Origin of the sequence: Ensifer sp. ENS06 (assembly GCF_014852205.1) — a bacterium.
GTDB classification, from domain to species: domain Bacteria; phylum Pseudomonadota; class Alphaproteobacteria; order Rhizobiales; family Rhizobiaceae; genus Ensifer; species Ensifer adhaerens.
Map to the genome: position 1 here is coordinate 186,281 of NZ_JACVBC010000003.1, position 18,477 is coordinate 204,757.

Annotated in this window: 16 protein-coding genes; 13 read left to right on the plus strand and 3 right to left on the minus strand. The window is 63.3% G+C overall.

The window, feature by feature from the left end; translation table 11 throughout:
- Positions 1-139: 139 nt before the first annotated feature.
- Positions 140-1,087, plus strand: a complete 948-nt coding sequence (locus tag IB279_RS14435) for a LysR substrate-binding domain-containing protein (RefSeq protein ID WP_034787561.1) — start codon at positions 140-142, stop codon at positions 1,085-1,087.
- A gap of 233 nt (positions 1,088-1,320) precedes the next feature.
- Positions 1,321-1,614 (plus strand): hypothetical protein, encoded by a 294-nt coding sequence (locus tag IB279_RS14440; protein WP_034787562.1) that lies wholly within the window; start codon positions 1,321-1,323, stop codon positions 1,612-1,614.
- Between the two features lie 36 nt (positions 1,615-1,650).
- Here the strand turns inward: IB279_RS14440 and IB279_RS14445 are convergent, their stop codons facing one another.
- Entirely contained in the window at positions 1,651-2,349 is a 699-nt protein-coding gene (locus IB279_RS14445; protein WP_060517713.1) for an aspartate/glutamate racemase family protein, read from the minus strand.
- A gap of 222 nt (positions 2,350-2,571) precedes the next feature.
- On the opposite strand from IB279_RS14445, the gene IB279_RS14450 reads away from it, so the two are divergent.
- The 5 genes from IB279_RS14450 (at position 2,572) to IB279_RS14470 (ending at position 7,780) form a co-directional block, all read left to right on the plus strand.
- Positions 2,572-4,101, plus strand: coding sequence for an ABC transporter substrate-binding protein (locus IB279_RS14450; protein ID WP_060517714.1), 1,530 nt, complete (start codon positions 2,572-2,574; stop codon positions 4,099-4,101).
- Positions 4,102-4,216: 115 nt separating this feature from the next.
- Positions 4,217-5,158: an ABC transporter permease gene (locus tag IB279_RS14455; RefSeq protein WP_162766017.1), complete on the plus strand. Its 942-nt coding sequence runs from the start codon at positions 4,217-4,219 to the stop codon at positions 5,156-5,158.
- Positions 5,158-6,027: an ABC transporter permease gene (locus tag IB279_RS14460; RefSeq protein ID WP_034787571.1), complete on the plus strand. Its 870-nt coding sequence runs from the start codon at positions 5,158-5,160 to the stop codon at positions 6,025-6,027. The genes IB279_RS14455 and IB279_RS14460 overlap by 1 nt, the downstream gene beginning before the upstream one ends.
- Before the next feature lie 3 nt (positions 6,028-6,030).
- Positions 6,031-7,242: an amidohydrolase/deacetylase family metallohydrolase gene (locus IB279_RS14465; protein ID WP_112771508.1), complete on the plus strand. Its 1,212-nt coding sequence runs from the start codon at positions 6,031-6,033 to the stop codon at positions 7,240-7,242.
- Between the two features lie 22 nt (positions 7,243-7,264).
- The gene (locus IB279_RS14470; protein ID WP_051659103.1) at positions 7,265-7,780 is read left to right on the plus strand and encodes a RidA family protein; all 516 of its coding nucleotides are present in this window, start codon (positions 7,265-7,267) and stop codon (positions 7,778-7,780) included.
- Between the two features lie 15 nt (positions 7,781-7,795).
- On the opposite strand, the gene IB279_RS14475 is transcribed toward IB279_RS14470, so the two are convergent.
- Positions 7,796-8,602 (minus strand): IclR family transcriptional regulator, encoded by an 807-nt coding sequence (locus tag IB279_RS14475; RefSeq protein WP_034787939.1) that lies wholly within the window; start codon positions 8,600-8,602, stop codon positions 7,796-7,798.
- 202 nt (positions 8,603-8,804) lie between these two features.
- Between IB279_RS14475 and IB279_RS14480 the strand changes: the two genes are divergently transcribed.
- Positions 8,805-10,004, plus strand: coding sequence for an aminotransferase class V-fold PLP-dependent enzyme (locus tag IB279_RS14480; RefSeq protein ID WP_113506011.1), 1,200 nt, complete (start codon positions 8,805-8,807; stop codon positions 10,002-10,004).
- 47 nt (positions 10,005-10,051) lie between these two features.
- Positions 10,052-11,887, plus strand: a complete 1,836-nt coding sequence (locus IB279_RS14485; protein WP_112771509.1) for an ABC transporter ATP-binding protein — start codon at positions 10,052-10,054, stop codon at positions 11,885-11,887.
- Positions 11,888-11,980: 93 nt separating this feature from the next.
- On the opposite strand, the gene IB279_RS14490 is transcribed toward IB279_RS14485, so the two are convergent.
- Positions 11,981-12,457 (minus strand): Lrp/AsnC family transcriptional regulator, encoded by a 477-nt coding sequence (locus IB279_RS14490; protein WP_034787587.1) that lies wholly within the window; start codon positions 12,455-12,457, stop codon positions 11,981-11,983.
- A 142-nt stretch (positions 12,458-12,599) separates the two neighbouring features.
- On the opposite strand from IB279_RS14490, the gene IB279_RS14495 reads away from it, so the two are divergent.
- The 4 genes from IB279_RS14495 to IB279_RS14510 all read left to right on the plus strand — a co-directional run bounded on the left by IB279_RS14495 (position 12,600) and on the right by IB279_RS14510 (position 18,391).
- On the plus strand, positions 12,600-13,619 hold the full coding sequence (locus tag IB279_RS14495) for a 1-aminocyclopropane-1-carboxylate deaminase (protein ID WP_113506012.1): 1,020 nt from the start codon (positions 12,600-12,602) through the stop codon (positions 13,617-13,619).
- A gap of 50 nt (positions 13,620-13,669) precedes the next feature.
- The gene (locus tag IB279_RS14500; RefSeq protein ID WP_113506013.1) at positions 13,670-16,057 is read left to right on the plus strand and encodes a 1-deoxy-D-xylulose-5-phosphate synthase N-terminal domain-containing protein; all 2,388 of its coding nucleotides are present in this window, start codon (positions 13,670-13,672) and stop codon (positions 16,055-16,057) included.
- Between the two features lie 161 nt (positions 16,058-16,218).
- Positions 16,219-16,974, plus strand: a complete 756-nt coding sequence (locus IB279_RS14505) for an alpha/beta fold hydrolase (protein WP_060517720.1) — start codon at positions 16,219-16,221, stop codon at positions 16,972-16,974.
- 232 nt (positions 16,975-17,206) lie between these two features.
- Entirely contained in the window at positions 17,207-18,391 is a 1,185-nt protein-coding gene (locus IB279_RS14510) for a glycoside hydrolase family 5 protein (RefSeq protein WP_090297133.1), read from the plus strand.
- Positions 18,392-18,477 lie beyond the last annotated feature (86 nt).

Sequence of the window (18,477 nt, forward strand, 5' to 3'; positions counted from 1 at the left end):
GGAAGTCCTTTCCTTCGTTTGGTTTTCATCACCGCCAGCGGCCTTCGTTGCCGATCTGCTGTGATTGAACGTAAGCTACTGCAGGACCGTCGCCGCAAAAAGATTGTGAATTTCGACGCAGCGTCCTATGAATAGAACGATGCAGGACCTGAACGACCTCTATTATTTTGTCCAAGTCGTGGATCATGGCGGCTTTGCGGCTGCGGCACGGGCAACCGGTACGCAGAAATCCCGGCTGAGCCGGCGCATTGCGATGCTGGAAGACCGGATCGGGGTTCGGCTGATCCAGCGTTCGCCGCGTCGGTTCTTCGTTACCGATGTCGGCCGCGAATATTACCAGCGCTGCGTCGCGGTGTTAATCGAGGCGGAAGCGGCCGATGCCTTCATCGCGCAGCATCAGGGAGAGCCGCAGGGCATCATCCGGGTGAGCTGCCCGACCGCGTTGATCTCGTTCCAGTTCGGCCGGCTCTTTGCCCGGTTCATGACCGCCCATCCGCGGATCGGCCTGCAGCTGGAAAGCACCAACCGGCGCGTGGATGTGATCGCCGAAGGTTTCGACGTTTCGATCCGTGTCCGGTTCCCGCCGCTCGAAAAAAGCGAGCTGGTGATGCGCAAGCTCGACGACAGTTCGCAATATCTCGTCGCCAGGCCCGGATTTCTGAAGGCGCCGATCGCTGAGCCCGCGCAACTGACGGGATTGCCGAGTCTTGCCTGGACTTCGGCCACACACACCTATGAATGGCGGCTGGAAAGCGCCGATGGAGAACGGGCCGTCATCCGCCACGAGCCACGTTTCCTGACCGACGATATGGCGGCGCTACGCGAAGCGGCGCTCGACGGTGCCGGCATCGTGCAACTGCCGACGATGATGATCTGGAAGGACCTGGCAGCCGGCACGCTCGTGCCGGTGCTGCCGCAATGGCGCCCGGCGTCCGGCGTCGTGCACGCCGTCTTTCCTTCGCGGCGCGGGCTACTGCCCTCCGTTCGCACCTTCATCGACTTTCTTGCCCAGGAATGCGCCGCCGATCGCCTGGCGATCGACGAAAGCCTGGCATGGCCGGCAAGGCCACCCCATATCACGGCCTAACGCATCCGGCGGTCAACGGGCTCCATTGACGTGCTACCCCGGCGGCCGCCCTCCGCGGACCCATGCGCCGGCCGCATAGTAGCCATTCCTTGCATATCGCACCGCAACGCACGATCTTAATGGAGAAGCCGCGTTCGACGCCGGCTCCCCTCCTGGACTCACCCCAGTCGTAGACTTTTCCCCCGGCTTCGGCCGGCGCGGCCATTTCGGCTTGAACAATAGGGAAGGTAATCATGCAGACAACTGCCAAAACTCCCGACGCCAAGACACTGGATGCCATGACGCTGGATGAACGCTCGAACATGATGGCGCTGGTAGCGGAAGCGCTCGAGGCAACGGCCGAGAAGGCCTACGAGATCGGCGACGACCGGTTCGCCGAGAACTCGATCAGCCTCGCCAACATCATCATCGGCTGTGCGGACGACCTGGTGGTCGGCGACTTGCCAGCCGCCGAACTGCTTTTGCAGCAGGGCATAGCACTTCTCAGCCTGTTTCCGGGCGAACCCCGGGAATTCACCTTGCACTAGCCCTTGCAACCACGGCCGACGGCCAGTCGGCCGTGGTCAGGCGTCCCCGAGCGCGAGGTCGACCGCAGCAAGCGCGTGGATCTCGGTCGTATCGAACACCGGGACCGGGCTATCAGCCTGTGAAATCAAAAGCATGATCTCGGTGCAGCCCATGATGATCGCTTCCGCGCCCGCATCGACAAGCCGCGCGATGATAGCGCGATAGGCGTCGCGCGAGCTGTCTTTGACGATACCGGCAACGAGTTCGCGGTAGATGATCTCGTGCACCTTCGCCCGGTCTTCCACCTCCGGCACCAGCACATCGAGACCGAATTTTTCCGCCAAGCGACCTTTGTAGAAGTCCTGTTCCATGGTGAAGGCCGTTCCGAGCAGGCCGACTTTGCGAAGGCCCGCCGCCTTGATCTTCTCCGCCGTCGGGTCGGCGATATGCAGCAGCGGAATGGAGACGGCTGCCGAAACGTCCGCCGCCATCTTGTGCATGGTGTTGGTGCAGATCATCAGGAAATCGGCGCCGCCTGCCTCGAGACGTCGCGCTGCGGCGATCATCTCTCCCGTCAGGGCCGGCCAGTCGCCGTGATGCTGCAGGCGCTCGATCTCGCCGAAGTCCATCGACCACATCAGCGATTTCGCCGAGTGGACGCCGCCCAGGCGCGCGCGAACCGTCTCGTTGATGATGCGGTAATACTCCGCCGAGCTCTCCCAGCTCATGCCGCCGATCAGGCCGATGACCTTCATTCTCTTCTCCCTTTTCAATCCGGACTCCGGGCTAACAAATCCCGCGCCTTCCCGATAGCTCCCGTCCACTTATGCACCCTCCAGGACAAGGGTTCCGGCCCGCCGCTGCCGGCGGTTGTGACACGACGACGACAGCCGGTTGACATTTCCGGCTTTGTGCCTTTTTATATTCCAAAATAAAGAACGACATAGCATAACTATGGAATATGAGGAGGAGCAAATATGAAATCGACTAAACTCGCATTGCTTATTGGAACCGCATTGGTGGCATCGGCAACTCTCGCCTTTGCGCAGGAAAAGGGCGGCGTGATCAACGTCGCGACCGTCGGTGAGCCGCCGACCCTCGACCCGATGGCATCGACGGCCGACCTGGTCGGCATAGTCTCGCAACACATCTTCGAGACGCTCTACACCTTCGACAAGGACTGGAAGCCGACCCCGCTTCTGGCGGCAGCACTCCCGGAGATCAGCGCCGACGGCAAGACCTACACGATCAAGCTGCGCTCGGGCGTCAAGTTCCACGACGGCACCGATCTCGACTCGAAGGACGTCGTCGCCTCGCTCGAGCGCTGGACCAAGGTCGCCTCGCGCGGCAAGCAGACGGCAACGACGATTTCCGGCATCGAAGCGATCGACCCGCTGACGGTGAAGATCTCGCTCACCACCCCTTACGCGCCGCTCGTTTCGCTGCTCGCCTTCAACAACTCCGCGGCAATCGTCCTCCCGTCCGAAAAGCAGGCCGAGCCGATGACTGATTTCGTCGGCACCGGCCCCTACCAGCTGAAGGAACGCAAGGCGGACCAGTACATCCAGCTCACCCGCTACGATGCCTACAAGTCGCCGGAAGGCGAAGCCAACGGCTATGGCGGCGCCCGCCACCAATATGCCGACGAAATCCGCTTCGTGCCGGTTCCGGACCCGAACACCCGCGTCGAAGCGGCCGTTTCCGGCCAGTATGACTATGTCGATTCTCTGCCGGTCGAATCCTTTGAACGCGTCAAGGGTTCGAGCGCTTCCGAACCCGTCATGCTGCAGCCCTTCGGCTGGCCGGTCTTTGTTTTGAACTCCGGCAACGGCATGACCAAGAACCTCGACCTGCGCAAGGCGATCCGCGCTTCGCTCAGCATGGAAGACATGATGGCGGCAGCCTTCGGCACCACAGACTTCTATGCGCTCGACGCCGCTCTCTACCCGTCGCAGTTTACCTGGCGGACCGATGCCGGCACCGAAGGCGCCTACAACATCGCCGATGCGGAAAAGGCTGGCGAACTCCTGAAGGCCGCCGGCTACAAGGGCGAGCCGCTGCGCATCCTGACGAGCCGCCAGTACGAGTTCCACTACAAGATGGCGCAGGTCGCGGCCGAATATCTGAAGCTCGCCGGCTTTACCGTCGATCTGCAGGTGGTCGACTGGGCGACGCTGACCCAGCGCCGCGCCGACCCGACGCTCTGGGACATCTACATCACCCACAGCCCCTTCCTGCCGGAACCGGCCCTCATCGGCATGATGTCGACCAAGGCGCCCGGCAACTGGGATACGCCTGCGCGCGCCAAGGCGGTCGATGCCTTCAACGCCGAATCCGACCCGGCCAAGCGCGTGGCGCTCTGGGCAGACGTGCAGAAGGTGATCTTCGAGGAAGTGCCGTTCATCAAGATCGGCGACTTCAACGCGCTTTCGGCGAAGTCGAAGTCGCTCGACGGCGTCTCGCCGGCCCCGTGGCCGTACTTCTGGAACGCTTCGATCAAGAAGTAAGCTCCCCCTCCCAAGGGACTTCGGCGGGCAGCCGGGCCATGCGCCTGGCGCCCGCTCGAAGGGGCGCGTCACTCCACCCTTGCGGCGGAGCGCACAGGAAAGGTTCGAGGCCACCATGTTACGCTACATCTTCCAACGGCTGATGGGCATGATCGTCGTCATGGCGATTGTCGTCACGATCGTCTTCGTCATCGTCCGCGTGACGCCCGGCGATCCCGCCGCCGTCATGCTCGGTCCGGAAGCAACCCAGGAAGACATTACGGCGCTGCGCAGCCGGCTTGGCCTCGACCAGTCGCTCGGCCTGCAATATGTTTACTATATCGGACAACTGCTGCAGGGCGATCTCGGCCAGTCGATCTTCCTCAACCAGCCGGTCACGTCAGCACTGGCGGAGCGTGCCGAGCCGACCTTCTTCCTGACCCTGTTTTCCATCGTGATTGCCTGCGCCATCGCGCTGCCGATCGGCATCTATGCCGCCTACAGGCGCGGCTCCTTCGTCGACCAGGCGGCAACAACGCTTGCCATGCTCGCCGCCAGCATACCGAGTTTCTGGCTTGGCCTGATCCTGATCCAGGTCTTTGCCGTGCGTCTCGGCTGGTTCCCGGTCTCCGGCTATGGCGGCCCCGGATCCTCCTTCACCGAGCGCATGTATCACCTGACCTTGCCGGCGATCGCGCTCGGCGTCGTCTCCTCGGCGCTGATCCTGCGCTTTACCCGTGCATCGATGCTCGACGTGCTCGGCGACGATTTCATCCGCACCGCCCGCGCCAAAGGCCTCGGCGAACGCAAGGTGGTGATGAAGCACGCACTGAAAAACGCGCTGATCCCGATCCTGACGATCATTGGCCTCACCGCCGCCGTGCTGATCTCGGGTGCGGTTGTCACGGAAACCGTCTTTGGCCTGCCCGGCGTCGGCAATCTCGTCGTCTCCGCCGTGCTTCGCCGCGACTATCCCGTCATCCAGGGCGCGCTGCTCGTCATTGCCGCGCTCTACGTGCTGATCAATTTCGCGATCGACATGCTCTATCTCCTCGTTGATCCAAGGGTGCGCTACTGATGTCTATCACCGTATCTGCCCCCACCGAGAGCGAAGGCCGCAAGTTCGTCCGCCGGCTGTTGAAGCGCAAAACCGTTGCCTTCGGCCTGATCGTGCTCACCGTCTTCGTGCTGCTTGCCGTCTTCGCGCCGCTGATCGCACCCTATGCGCCCGGCAAGCTGTCGATCGTCAACCGGCTGCAGCCGCCGAGCCTGCAATGGTTCTTCGGCACCGACGAGTTCGGCCGCGATGTCTTCTCCCGCACCATCTATGCCGGCCGATTGTCGCTGCTTGTCGGTGCGGCGGTCGTCACGCTTGCAACCGTGATCGGCGTCGTGCTCGGTCTGCTCGCCGGCTTCTTTCCGAAGCTCGACACGCCGATCGCCCGCGTCATCGACGCGATGATGGCCTTCCCGGACATCCTGCTTGCGATCGCGCTGGTCGCGGCCTTGGGCCCCTCGCTGACGACCGTCATCATCGCGCTCAGCATCGTCTATGCGCCGCGGCTCGCCCGCGTGGTGCGCGCCTCGACACTGGTCATCCGCGAGCTTCCTTATGTCGAGGCGGCCCGCGCGCTCGGGATCTCGACGCCACACATCATGACGCGTCACGTGCTGCGCAATCTGCTTTCGCCCGTCCTCGTGCAGGGCACCTTCCTCTTCGCCCATGCGATGCTTGCCGAAGCCGGGCTTTCCTTCCTCGGCGTCGGCGTCAGCCCGGAAATCCCCACCTGGGGCACGATGATCGCCTCCGGTCGGCAATATATCGGCCAGGCCGACTGGGTGACGCTCTTCCCCGGCATCGCCATCGTGCTCTCGGTGCTGTCGCTGCAGATGGTCGGTGACGGCCTGCGCGACATGCTCGACCCCCGCCTCAGAAAGGATCTGTAAGTCATGGCTAACGAAACCAGCAGCAACGGCGCGGTCCTGCTCCGGCAGGTGAAGCCCGTCGCCTTCGGCATGGCCGCACCGGCAGAGACCGTCGACATCCTCGTTGATGGTGACGGCCGCATCGCGGCCCTCGGCCCTAACCTTGAGGCATCAGGCGACGTACGTCGCATAGAGGGCAAGGGCGCCTGGATCTCGCCCGGCTGGATCGACCTGCACGCCCACGTCTGGCACGGCGGCACCGACATTTCTGTGCGCCCGCAGCTTTGCGGCATGGAGCGCGGCGTCACCACTATCGTCGACGCGGGTTCGGCCGGTGAAGCCAATTTCCACGGCTTTCGCGAATACATCATCGAGCCGTCGCGCGAGCGCATCAAGGCGTTCCTCAATCTCGGCTCGATCGGGCTTGTCGCCTGCAACCGCGTCAGCGAACTCTCCGACATCCGCTCGATCGACATCGACCGTATCATCGCCTGCTACCAGGAAAACCGCGAGCACATCGTCGGCCTGAAGGTGCGCGCCAGCCACGTCATCACCGGTTCCTGGGGCGTGACGCCGGTGAAGCTCGGCAAGAAGATCGCCAAAATCCTGAAGATCCCGATGATGGTGCATGTCGGCGAACCGCCGGCGCTCTATGACGAGGTTCTGGAAATCCTCGGGCCCGGCGACATCGTCACCCATTGCTTCAACGGCAAGGCCGGTTCCAGCATCATCGAGGACGAGGACCTGTTTGAGCTTGCCGAACGCTGCGCCGGCGAAGGCATCCGCCTCGACATCGGCCACGGCGGCGCCTCGTTCTCCTTCCGCGTGGCGGAAGTGGCGATCGCCCGCGGTCTGCTCCCCTTCTCGATCTCCACCGACGTGCACCTGCGCAGCATGAACCAGTCTGTCTGGGACCTGGGCACCACCATGTCGAAGCTCCTGAGCGTCGGAATGCCGTTCGAGAAGGTGGTCGAGGCCGTGACCCAAGCGCCCGCCTCGGTCATCCGCCTGCCGATGGACAATCTGCTTACCGTCGGCGCCCGCGCCGAATTCACCCTCTTCGACCTGGTCGATAGCGAGCTTCGGGTCTTCGATTCACTCGGCGCCGAAGCGCACCTCAACCGCCTCTTCGAGCCGCGCTACGCGGTCATGGGCACCCACGTGGTTGCCGCCAATCGTTACCAGCCGCAGCATATAGAATGCCCGGACCACAGCCACGGCTTCAGCTACCGCTAAGCCAGGGCGACAGAATACAGAAATGACAGGACAACGCGTGAACAGTATGGACCCGAAAAACGACAGCCCCGTCGCTGTCTCACCCTACGAACGCCTTCAGGCCCTCGGCATCAACCTGCCGCCTGCGCCACCGCCGATCGCCAATTTCGTGACGCATGTGCGCGAAGGCAACATCCTGTATCTCTCCGGCCAGGGCCCACGCGAGCCCGACGGTCATCTCTACGCCGGCAAGGTCGGCGGCGATGTCGACATCGACAGCGCCTATGACCACGCACGGTTAACCGGCATCAACCTGCTTGCGGTCATGCATGATGCGCTCGGAGACCTCGGAAAGGTCAAGCGCATCGTCAAGATCCTGGGCATGGTCAATGCCGTTCCGGATTTTGCCGAACATCCGCGCGTCATCAACGGCTGCTCGGACCTAATGATGGACGTTTTTGGAGCGGCCGGCAGCCATGCGCGCTCGGCGGTGGGTTTCGGGTCGTTACCCGGCAACATCACCGTCGAGATCGAGGCGATCGTCGCTCTGCACGAGTGACGACGGGAGGTCGGATCAGTGGCTGCGCCAGCCCATCATTTTTTCGATCCGCTCGGCGGAAACCCTGACGTGATCGGCGTAGAACGCCCGGTCGTCGAGGATTTTCTGCTCGGGCAGGACGATCGAGATCGTGGCAGCGCAATTGCCCTTATCGTCGAGGATCGGGGCTGCGACGCAGGCGACGGCATAGTCGGATTCGCCCGCCTGGATCGACAGCCTTGCGGAAAGCGCGCTTTCAGCCTGGGCGGAGAGCGCGGCCGGATCGATATCGGCGCGGCCGGTCGGCGAGGTTCGTGCGCAGCGGCGGAACAGCTCCAGCCGTTCGTCGGCGGGCAGATGCCCCACCAGAAGACGGCCCGACGCCGTCCAGTTGAGCGGCACGCGGGTACCGACGCGCGAGGTCACCTGGAAATGGCCGGGACCATCGGCCATGGCGAGCACCTGCATGTAGTCGCCGTCGCGGCCGCAAAGCTGGATCGTCTCGGCAACTTCACGGCCGAGGTCGTGCATCTCGCGGGTGGCGACGCCGAGGAAATCGAGCGAGCGGGCATAGGCAAGGCCATAGTGATAGAGCCGGTCGCCGAGCCAGACGAGCCCATCGGCATCGCGGCTAAGCAGGTTCTTTTCGACCATGTCGTCGACGATGACATAAGCGGTCGACAGCGGCGCGCCGACAGCCTTGGCAATCGCGTAGACGCCACTCGGGGAACCCGTCTCATAAAGGAAATCGAGCACCTGCAAGGCGCGATCCATGCCGCTCACGCGCGAGCGGCGCGGCTTGCCGGTCGTTTCCATATCGTCGGTCGGCTCGACGCCGGTCATCGTCTTGTCCACTGCTTCACTCCTGCACCGCTCGAAGGGCGTGCTGCCGGTAAAATCTCGGCTTCCGCTGCCGCCGCGCCGCCGATGGCGGCCGCGTCAGATAGCGCAAAGCCTCACTCATACTTCATTACTATGGTAGATATTCCGCGAAGACGGAATAGTCTACCCGCTTCGACCGCCAGAAAATCATATGGAGACCACTATGCCTGACCGTGACATTCGCGAAGCTCTCGGACTTCGTCCCGTTATCAACGTCTCCGGCACGATGACCAGCCTCGGCGCATCGATCGTGGTCCCGGAAGCGATCGCGGCCATGACAGGCATACTGCCGCAGTTCGTCGAGATCAACGACCTGCAGCGCAAGGTGAGCCCGGTGATTGCTCGGCTGACGGGTGCCGAGGCCGGCTTCATCACGGCGTCCTGCTCCGCCGGCATCAGCCTCGCCATTGCCGGCACTATGACCGGAAGCGACCTTGCCGCCATCGAGCGCCTGCCGGATACGACCGGCCTCAAGAATGAAGTCATTCTGCAGATGGGCCATGTGGTCAGCTACGGCGCGCCCGTCGACCAGGCGATCCGGCTTGCCGGCGCCAAGCCGGTGATCGTCGGCCAGGCGACGTCGGCCTATCGCTACCATATCGAAGGCGCGATCAACGAGCGCACCGCTTGCGCCGTCTACGTCGTCTCGCATCACGTGGTGCAATACGGTCTCGTCGGCCTCAGGGAATTTGCCGAGGTCTGCCATTCGAAGGGTGTGCCGGTCATCGTCGACGCCGCTTCCGAATACGACCTGCGCATCTTCCTCGATGAGGGCGCCGACATCGTGCTCTATTCCGGCCACAAGTTCCTGGGCGGCCCGACGTCCGGCATCGTCGCCGGCAAAAAGGAAATGGTGCGCAACACCTTCCTGCAGAACCTCGGCATCGGCCGCGGCATGAAGGTGGGCAAGGAAAGCATGCTCGGCGTGATGGCGGCACTTCAAGCCTGGGAAACCCGCGACCATGCCGGCATCCGCGAGCGCGAAACCGGTTACCTGAACTTCTGGCGCGAGACGCTCGACGGCCGTCCCGGCATCAAGCCGGTGATCGAGGCCGACCCGACCAACAACCCGCTCGACCGGCTGCGCGTCAACATCGACCCGCAGGAAGCCCATATCACCGCCTGGGATCTCGCCGATGCGCTGGCCCGCGGCGCGCCGCCGATCATCGTGCGAGACCACGAGGCCGAGCACAATTACTTCTACCTCGACCCCTGCAACCTGCATCCGGGCCAGGAGAAGATCGTCGCCAGCCGCCTCGCCGAGGAGCTCGACAAGGCGAGAGCCTCGAACGAGATCATCGCCACGTCGCTCGCCGAACGCAACGCACGCCGCTTCGCCGGCCTGCTGCGCTGGCCCGACTGACCCGACGACCAACTACGATACGCGCAGCATCTGACTGAGGAAACGAGATGACCGAGACCAAAGCCCAGCCGGACCGTTCGACGGCGCCCGTTCTCTCCGTCGAGAACCTGACGACCTCGTTCCTGGTCGACGGCGCCTGGAAGCCTGTCGTTCGGGACATATCGTTTACCGTCGCGCCCGGCGAAACCGTGGCGATCGTCGGCGAATCCGGCTCGGGCAAGAGCGTCACTTCGCTCTCGATCATGCGGCTCCTGCAGAAGGAGACGAGCCGCGTCGAAGGACGGGTGATGATGGGCGGTCGCAACATCCTCGACCTGCCCGAGAGCGAGATGCGACGCGTGCGCGGCAACGATGTCGCGATGATCTTCCAGGAGCCGATGACCAGCCTCAATCCGCTGTTCACGATCGGTGACCAGATCTCCGAGGCCCTTCTCTGCCACAGGCCAATGTCGAAGGCCGACGCCCGGGCGGAAACCATCCGATTGCTCGAAAAGGTCCGCATTCCCTCCGCCGCCTCGCGCTTCGACGAATACCCGCACCGCTTCTCCGGCGGCATGCGCCAGCGCGTGATGATCGCCATGGCGCTCGCGAGCCGGCCGAAGCTCCTGATCGCCGACGAGCCGACGACGGCGCTCGACGTCACCATCCAGGGCCAGATCCTCGACCTGATCAAGGTGTTGCAGGAGGAGGAAGGCACCTCGGTGCTCTTCATTACCCACGACATGGGCGTGGTCGCCGAAATCGCCGACCGCACGGTGGTGATGTTCCGCGGTGACGCGGTCGAGACCGGCAACACCGAGGACATCTTCCTTCGGGCGAAACACCCCTATACCCGCGCACTGCTCTCGGCCGTGCCGATGCTCGGCTCGATGAAGGGCGAAAGCCAGCCGATGCGTTTTCCCGTCATCGACGCCGCGACCGGGCTGCCTTCGGCGACGGCGGAAGCCACCGATACGGTCCAGGCCGGCCGCAAGCCGATCCTCGAGGTCAAGAACCTCGTCAAGCGCTTCGACATCCACGCCGGCTTGCTCGGCAAGCTCAAAGGCCGCGTCCACGCCATCGAGAACGTCTCCTTCAGTCTGCAGCCGGGCGAGACGCTGTCGCTCGTCGGCGAATCCGGCTGCGGCAAGTCGACGACCGGCCGCGCCATCATGCGGCTGATCGAGCCGGAAAGCGGCTCCGTGACGCTCGACGGCCAGGACGTCCTCAAAATGGATCGCAGGCAGCTGCGCGAAATGCGCCGCACCATGCAGATGATCTTTCAGGATCCTTTCGCGAGCCTCAATCCGCGCATGACGGTGGGCGCTGCGATCGCCGAACCCTATCTCGAGCACAAGCTCGGCACGACACGGCAGGCGCGTGAGAAGGTCGCCGATCTGCTCGGACGCGTCGGCCTGCAGGCCGACATGGCCGCCCGCTACCCGCACGAGTTCTCCGGCGGCCAGCGCCAGCGCGTCTGCATCGCACGCGCCTTGGCGCTCGACCCGAAGCTGATCGTCGCCGACGAGTCTGTCTCGGCACTCGACGTCTCGATCAAGGCACAGGTCATCAACCTCTTGCTCGACCTGCAGGCGAGCCTCGGCCTTGCCTATCTTTTCATCTCGCACGACATGGCCGTCGTCGAGCGCGTCAGCCACCGGGTCGCCGTGATGCATCTCGGCGAGATCGTCGAGATCGGCTCGCGCGCGCAGGTTTTCGAGAATCCGCAGCATCCCTATACGAGGAAGTTGATGGCCGCCGTCCCAATCGCCGATCCGACCCGACGCCATGCGCGCCGCAATGTCGCGAGCGACGAGCTGAAGAGCCCCTTGCGCGCGCCCAACTACGTTCCGGAAACGCGGCGCTATCAGCAGGTCGCAGACGATCACTTCGTCCAGGTCTGACCGGGTTGCACCTATCGGGCCGCATCCGGCACGCTGAAGACGTACCGGGTCTCGCGTGCCCTTCGATGCGAAAGGCCAATCGTTCGACGACCGTCAGAACGGCAGCCGGGCGTTCTCCTTGACTTCCTTCATCACAAAGAAGGTGCGCGTCTGGCGTACCCCCGGTAGCGCAATCAGCTTCTGACCGTGCAGTTTGTTGAAGTCCGCCATGTCTCGGACCCGGATTTTCAAAAGATAGTCGAAGTCGCCAGCAACGAGATTGCAGTCGAGCACTTCCTTCATCTCCAGCACCGCGCCCTCGAAGGCCGCAAAGCTCTCGGGCGTCGAACGATCGAGCACAACGCCGACCATCACCAACGCTCCGAGACCGACCGCTGCCGGCGCGACCTCCGCCCTCACACCGGTGATATGACCCTCTTCGAACAACCTCTGTGTTCGCCGATGACAGGTCGCCGGACTGACGTTTACCCGCTCGGCAAGGTCGGCGTTGGTCAGCCGTCCTTCGGATTGCAGGGCACGCAGGATCTTGAGATCGATCCGGTCAAAATCATCATCGGAAGAATCTTTCATTATCTATCTCGTTTATTGAAGAAAATCAAAACTTGTTCGGAACTATATTCTATCCAGCGAAATTTGGACAGCAATTTAGAGAGCACCTTTCACGATACTTCGCCTATCCTTCTCCTACAATTTTCACACGGAGGCCTGGATCATGTCACTGCTTGAGAAGTTCGAACGCTACCCCCTCACCTTCGGCCCGACGCCGATCGAGCATCTGCCGCGACTGACGGCGGCGCTCGGCGGAAAGGTCGCGATTTACGCCAAACGCGACGACTGCAATTCCGGCCTCGCCACGGGCGGCAACAAGCTCCGGAAGCTTGAGTATATCGTGCCCGACGCAATCGCTTCGGGCGCCGATACGCTGGTCTCGATCGGCGGCGTGCAGTCGAACCACACCCGCATGGTCGCCGCCACTGCTGCCAAGATCGGCATGAAATGCGTCGTCATCCAGGAAAAATGGGTGCCGCACTATGATGCGGTCTATGACCGCGTCGGCAACATCCTGATGACACGGCTGATGGGGGCGGACAGTCGACTCGTCGACGACGGTTTCGACATCGGTATTCGGAAGAGCTGGGAAGATGCGATCCAGTCGGTTAAGGATGCCGGCGGCAAGCCCTACCCGATCCCGGCCGGCGCCTCGGTGCACAAGTATGGCGCACTCGGCTACGTCGGCTTTGCCGAAGAGGTGGCGGCACAGGAAAAGGAGCTCGGCTTCACCTTCGACTACATCGTCGTCTGCGTCGTCACCGGCTCCACCCAGGGCGGCATGATCGTCGGCTTTGCCGCACAGGACCGCGCCAATCGGGTGATCGGCATCGACGCATCGGGCACGCTCGGGCAGACCCGCTCCCAGGTTCGAAAGATCGTCGACTCGACGGGCGAGTTGGTTCGCCTCGGCAGGGCGATCCGCGAAGACGAGATCGTGATCAATCCCGATTACGCCTATCCCGCCTATGGCGTACCATCAGAGGAAACCAACGAGGCGATCCGGCTCGCGGCTCGCACCGAAGCGATGATTACCGACCCGGTCTATGAGGGCAAATCCATGCAGGGGATGATCGACCTTACCCGCAAGGGATTCTTCCCGGAGGGGTCTCGCGTTCTCTACGCCCACCTCGGCGGCGCACCGGCGCTCAACGGCTACAGCTACTACTACAAGGACGGCTGAGTCCTTGGCCTAGACTGTCACCTTACGTCCTTCTCCATCGGAACCTGGCGATGACCGACACGACCCATCTGAAGACCATTGAAAAGCGTCTGCTCTGGCTCTCCCACTGGATGATCCATCACGCCAACCACATCCGGCCGAAGGTCGACGGCATCAAGACTGGGGGGCATCAAGCCAGTTGCGCCTCGGTCGTCTCGATCATGACCGCGCTCTATTTCTCGGCGCTCAGGCCGGAGGATCGTGTTGCCGTCAAGCCGCATGCGGCGCCGGTCTTCCACGCGATGCACTATCTGATGGGCCGACAGACGCGCGAGAAACTTGAGAACTTCCGCGGCTTTGGCGGGGCGCAGAGCTATCCGAGCCGGACCAAGGATGTCGACGATGTCGATTTTTCGACCGGCTCGGTCGGTCTCGGCGTCGGCATCACCGCGCTCGCCTCGATCGTCCAGGATTTCGTCCGTGCCAAACAATGGGGCGAGGGCAAGATCGGCCGCATGGTCGCGCTCGTCGGCGATGCCGAGCTTGACGAAGGCAACGTCTACGAGACGCTGCAGGAGGGCTGGAAGAACGACCTCAGGAACTGCTGGTGGATCATCGACTATAACAGGCAGTCGCTCGACGGGATCGTGCGCGAGGGCCTGTTCGAGCGCGTCGAGAAAATCTTCGACGCCTTCGGCTGGGACGTGGTGCGGGTGAAATATGGCGTGCTACAGCGCGCGGCCTTTGCCGAACCGGGCGGCGAGAAGCTGCGCGACTGGATCGACGGTTGCTCCAATCAGGACTATGCGGCGCTGACTTTCATGGGCGGTGCCGTCTGGCGCAAGCGGCTTGCCGACGATCTTGGCGACCAGGGTGACGTCTCGGCGCTCATCGACCGGCGCAGCGATGCCGAGCTTTCAGCGCTGATGGAGAACCTCGGTGGCAACTGCGTCGAGACGATGGCCGAAACCTTCGCAGCGATCGACCATGATCGGCCGACCTGCTTCCTTGCCTATACCATCAAGGGCTGGAGCACGCCGATTGCCGGCCACAAGGACAATCACGGTGGCCTGATGACGACGACCCAGTTCGCCGAATGGCAGGCGCATATGGGTGTCGGGCGCGGCGAGGAATGGGAGCCTTTCGCCGGAGTGGCGGATCGTCAAGCGCTCCAGGCGTTCCTCGCCGCGGTCCCTTTCTTTGCCGAAGGCATACGCCGCCACGCCGAGCACCGACTCGAGGTGCCGCCGATCGCGTTTGAGACCCAGCGCGAGGTGTCGACGCAGATGGCCTTCGGCAAGATCCTCGACGATCTCGCCAAGGGCAAGTCGGACCTGGCCGAACGCATCCTCACGACGTCGCCCGATGTCACCGGCACCACCAGTCTTGGCGCCTGGGTCAACCGGCGCAAGCTCTTTGCCCGCCAGCCGCTCGCCGACGCCTTCATCGAGCACCGCATTCCATCGACGGCAAAGTGGGAGTTCACGCCGGAGGGCCAGCATGTGGAACTCGGCATCGCCGAGATGAATCTGTTCCTATTGCTCGGCGCCGCCGGCCTCAGCCATTCGCTCTTCGGGAAAAGACTGATCCCGATCGGCACTGTCTATGACCCCTTCGTCTGCCGCGGCCTCGATGCGCTCAACTATGCCTGCTACCAGGACGCCCGCTTCATGATCGTCGGCACGCCCTCGGGCGTGACGCTGGCGCCCGAAGGCGGCGCGCACCAGTCGATCGGCACGCCGCTGATCGGGATCAGCCAGGACGGATTGGCAGCGTTCGAACCAGCCTTTGCAGACGAACTCGCCGTCATCATAGAATGGGCCTTCGACTACATGCAGCGCGATGGCGACAACGATCCGGACGAGCGCACCTGGCTGCGCGACGAGACCGGCGGCTCCGTCTATCTGAGGCTCACCACCAAGCCGCTCGAACAGCCGCTGAAGCGCGTCGACGATGATTTTGGCCAGGGTGCAATCGACGGCGCCTATTGGCTGCGCAAGCCAGGGCCAAACTGCGATGTCGTCATTGCCTACCAGGGTGCGGTGGCCGACGAGGCGATTGCCGCTGCCGGACTTATAGGCGAGGTCCGCCGCGACATTGGCGTGCTCGCCGTCACCTCGGCTGACCGTCTCAATGCCGGTTGGACGGCCGCCCAGCGCGAACGCGCCCGTGGCAACCCCCGTGCGAAAAGCCATATCGAGCGGCTGCTCGATCCGCTGCCCGGCCACTGCGCGATCGTCACCGTGCTCGATGGCCATCCGGCAGCGCTCTCGTGGCTCGGTGCCGTCGCCGGCCACCGCACCATCGCGCACGGCGTGGAACATTTCGGCCAGACCGGCACGATCGGCGATCTCTACCGCCACTTCCGGCTCGACCGCAACGCGCTCGCGGCATCCGCAATGGCGCTGACGGCAGGCCGGCGAACCGCTGCCGGACAAGCGGCTCTCCTCTTCCCATAGTTCGGCAATCGCCGTCCGAACTATCGAAGACGCACCATCATGCGCCGCGGACCCCGCGGCCAGAGCATGCGTGCGCCTTCCAAAATCCAGAAGCGTCACCCGAAGAAGACGCCGCTTGTCGGGGAACAATCACTCCGCTCTCAAGGAAAGGAAACCTAAGAATGCGAAAGATGAGAATCCTGGCTGCCACACTCCTGGCTTTGGCGGCGGCCCCGCTTGGGCATGCCCTGGCCGAACCCGTCAAGAATGTCGTCATCGTGCACGGCGCACTCGCCGACGGCTCGAGCTGGCGCAAGGTCTTCGACCTTTTGACCACCAAAGGCTTCACCGTCACGGTCGTCCAACCGCCGATGACCTCGCTTGGCGACGATGTCGCCGCAACCAAACGCATCCTCGACCTTCAGGACGGCCCATCGGTCCTGGTTGGCCACAGCTATGGCGGCATGATCGTCACCGAAGCCGGGACTTCCGAAAACGTCGCCGGCCTCGTCTATGTCGCAGCCTTTCAGCCGGATGCTGGCGAAACTCTGCTTGACCTGGCAGCCAGGAAGCCGGCTGCAACCAAGGGCATCGCGGCAACGGACGACGGATATCTCTATCTCGATCCGGAAGTCTTCGCCGCGGACTTCGCCGCCGACGTTCCCGAGGTAGAAGCCCGTTTCATGGCTCATTCCCAGGTCTTCCCGGCAAAATCTGCCTTCGAGACGAAGATCACGGCACCGGCCTGGAAGGGCAAGAAGAGCTGGGCGCTGATTGCGACCGAAGACCGGGCCATTCATCCGGACTTGATGCGGACGATGGCCAAGCGTGCCGGCAGCGATACGGTCGAGGTCAAGGCAAGTCATGCGGTCTTTCTGTCCCAGCCGGCCGCCGTCGCCGAACTGATCGAGAAGGCGGCGACAGCGCTTTCCGACTGATCGCGAAGATATCCAGGCAAGCGGGCCTCGCAGCGGATCACTGATCCGCTGCGAGGCCTTTTTCTCGCGAAGAACGAAACCGCTCGGCATCAGTCACCGCCAATGGGTTTCGCAAACTCGCTTTGAACCCTGACGCTGTTTCCCAGGGAACTTCAGCGAAACGATCCGCCGGTAGGTTGGCCGCGCCAAACCAAGAGCCGCGAAGGCCAAGAACTCCAGAAGGACCGACCGAATGCGCCTGATTGCCTCCGCCCTCCTCGCTTGCAGCCTTGCGGGCTCCGCCAGTGCCGCCGATCTCATCACCTTCTGGGACAAGCCGCAGCATGGCGGCAACAGCTTCAACCGGCTGCCCCCGGACGACGCCTATTTCAGGGCCTTGGCCGGCTACGGCGCCACCTGGGTGCGCCTGTCCTACGACAAGTGGGAGCCGGCCAAGCGCGACTATCTGATCGGCGACGCCGACAAATACGAAGGCATACCGGCGGCAGACCTCAAGACGCTGAAGGAGACCCTCGACCGGGCCGACAAGGCGGGCCTCAAGGTCGTCATCGCGCCGCTGTCGCTGCCCGGCATGCGCTGGGCGCAGAACAACGGCAACCGGTTCGACGGCCGTCTCTGGCAGGACAAGATCTGGTGGGGCCAGGCAGCAGCCTTCTGGCAGGATCTGGCCCGCGCGCTGAAGGATCATCCCGCGGTCGCCGCCTACAACATCGTCAACGAGCCGGCGCCTGAAAAGAGGAACGGCCTTGCCGAACATGCCGACCGAAAGACGATGCAAGCCTGGTACGGCGACCAGGCGGGCAGCGCCTCGGACCTCAGGGCCTTCTACGAGACGGTGATCGCCGCCATCCGGGCGGTCGACCCGGCAACGCCCATCATGGCGGATGCCGGCTGGTATGCGGCTGCCGACGCCTTTTCCTATTGGCCAGCCGCGTTGACGGACCAGAAAGTGCTCTACAGCTTCCACATGTACGAACCCTATGCCGCAACGAGCGCACCGAACATGAAGCGCGACAAGCCCTACGTCTATCCCGGCAAAGTGCCCTTCGGCGACGGCGAGGAGACGTGGGACCGGGCGCGGGTCGATGCCTATCTCGCAGAGCCGGTGCGATGGGCAAAAGACAAGGGCGTGCCGCTCAATCGGCTGGTTGCCGGCGAGTTCGGCTGCATGCGCCTGTGGTCCGGCTGCAAGACCTACCTCGAGGACGTGCTGACCGCGCTCCACAAGGACGATCTGCACTGGGCCTTCTACAGTTTCCGCGAGGATGCCTGGGACGGCATGGACTACGAGCTCGGCGCGAAAAAGGTCGGCTGGAAATACTGGCAGCAGATGGAGGCCAACGAGCGTGACACGACTCCGCGCAAGGCGACCCCCGAGTTCGAGCCGATCAGCCGGCGGCTGCAAGGGACAGATTGACGCAGAACGGGAAAGGTCGCTGCACGCTTGGAAAAAAGCCCAAAACAGCTAGAAGAGGGTGCATTCCTTGCGGGGCCGCGCGAATG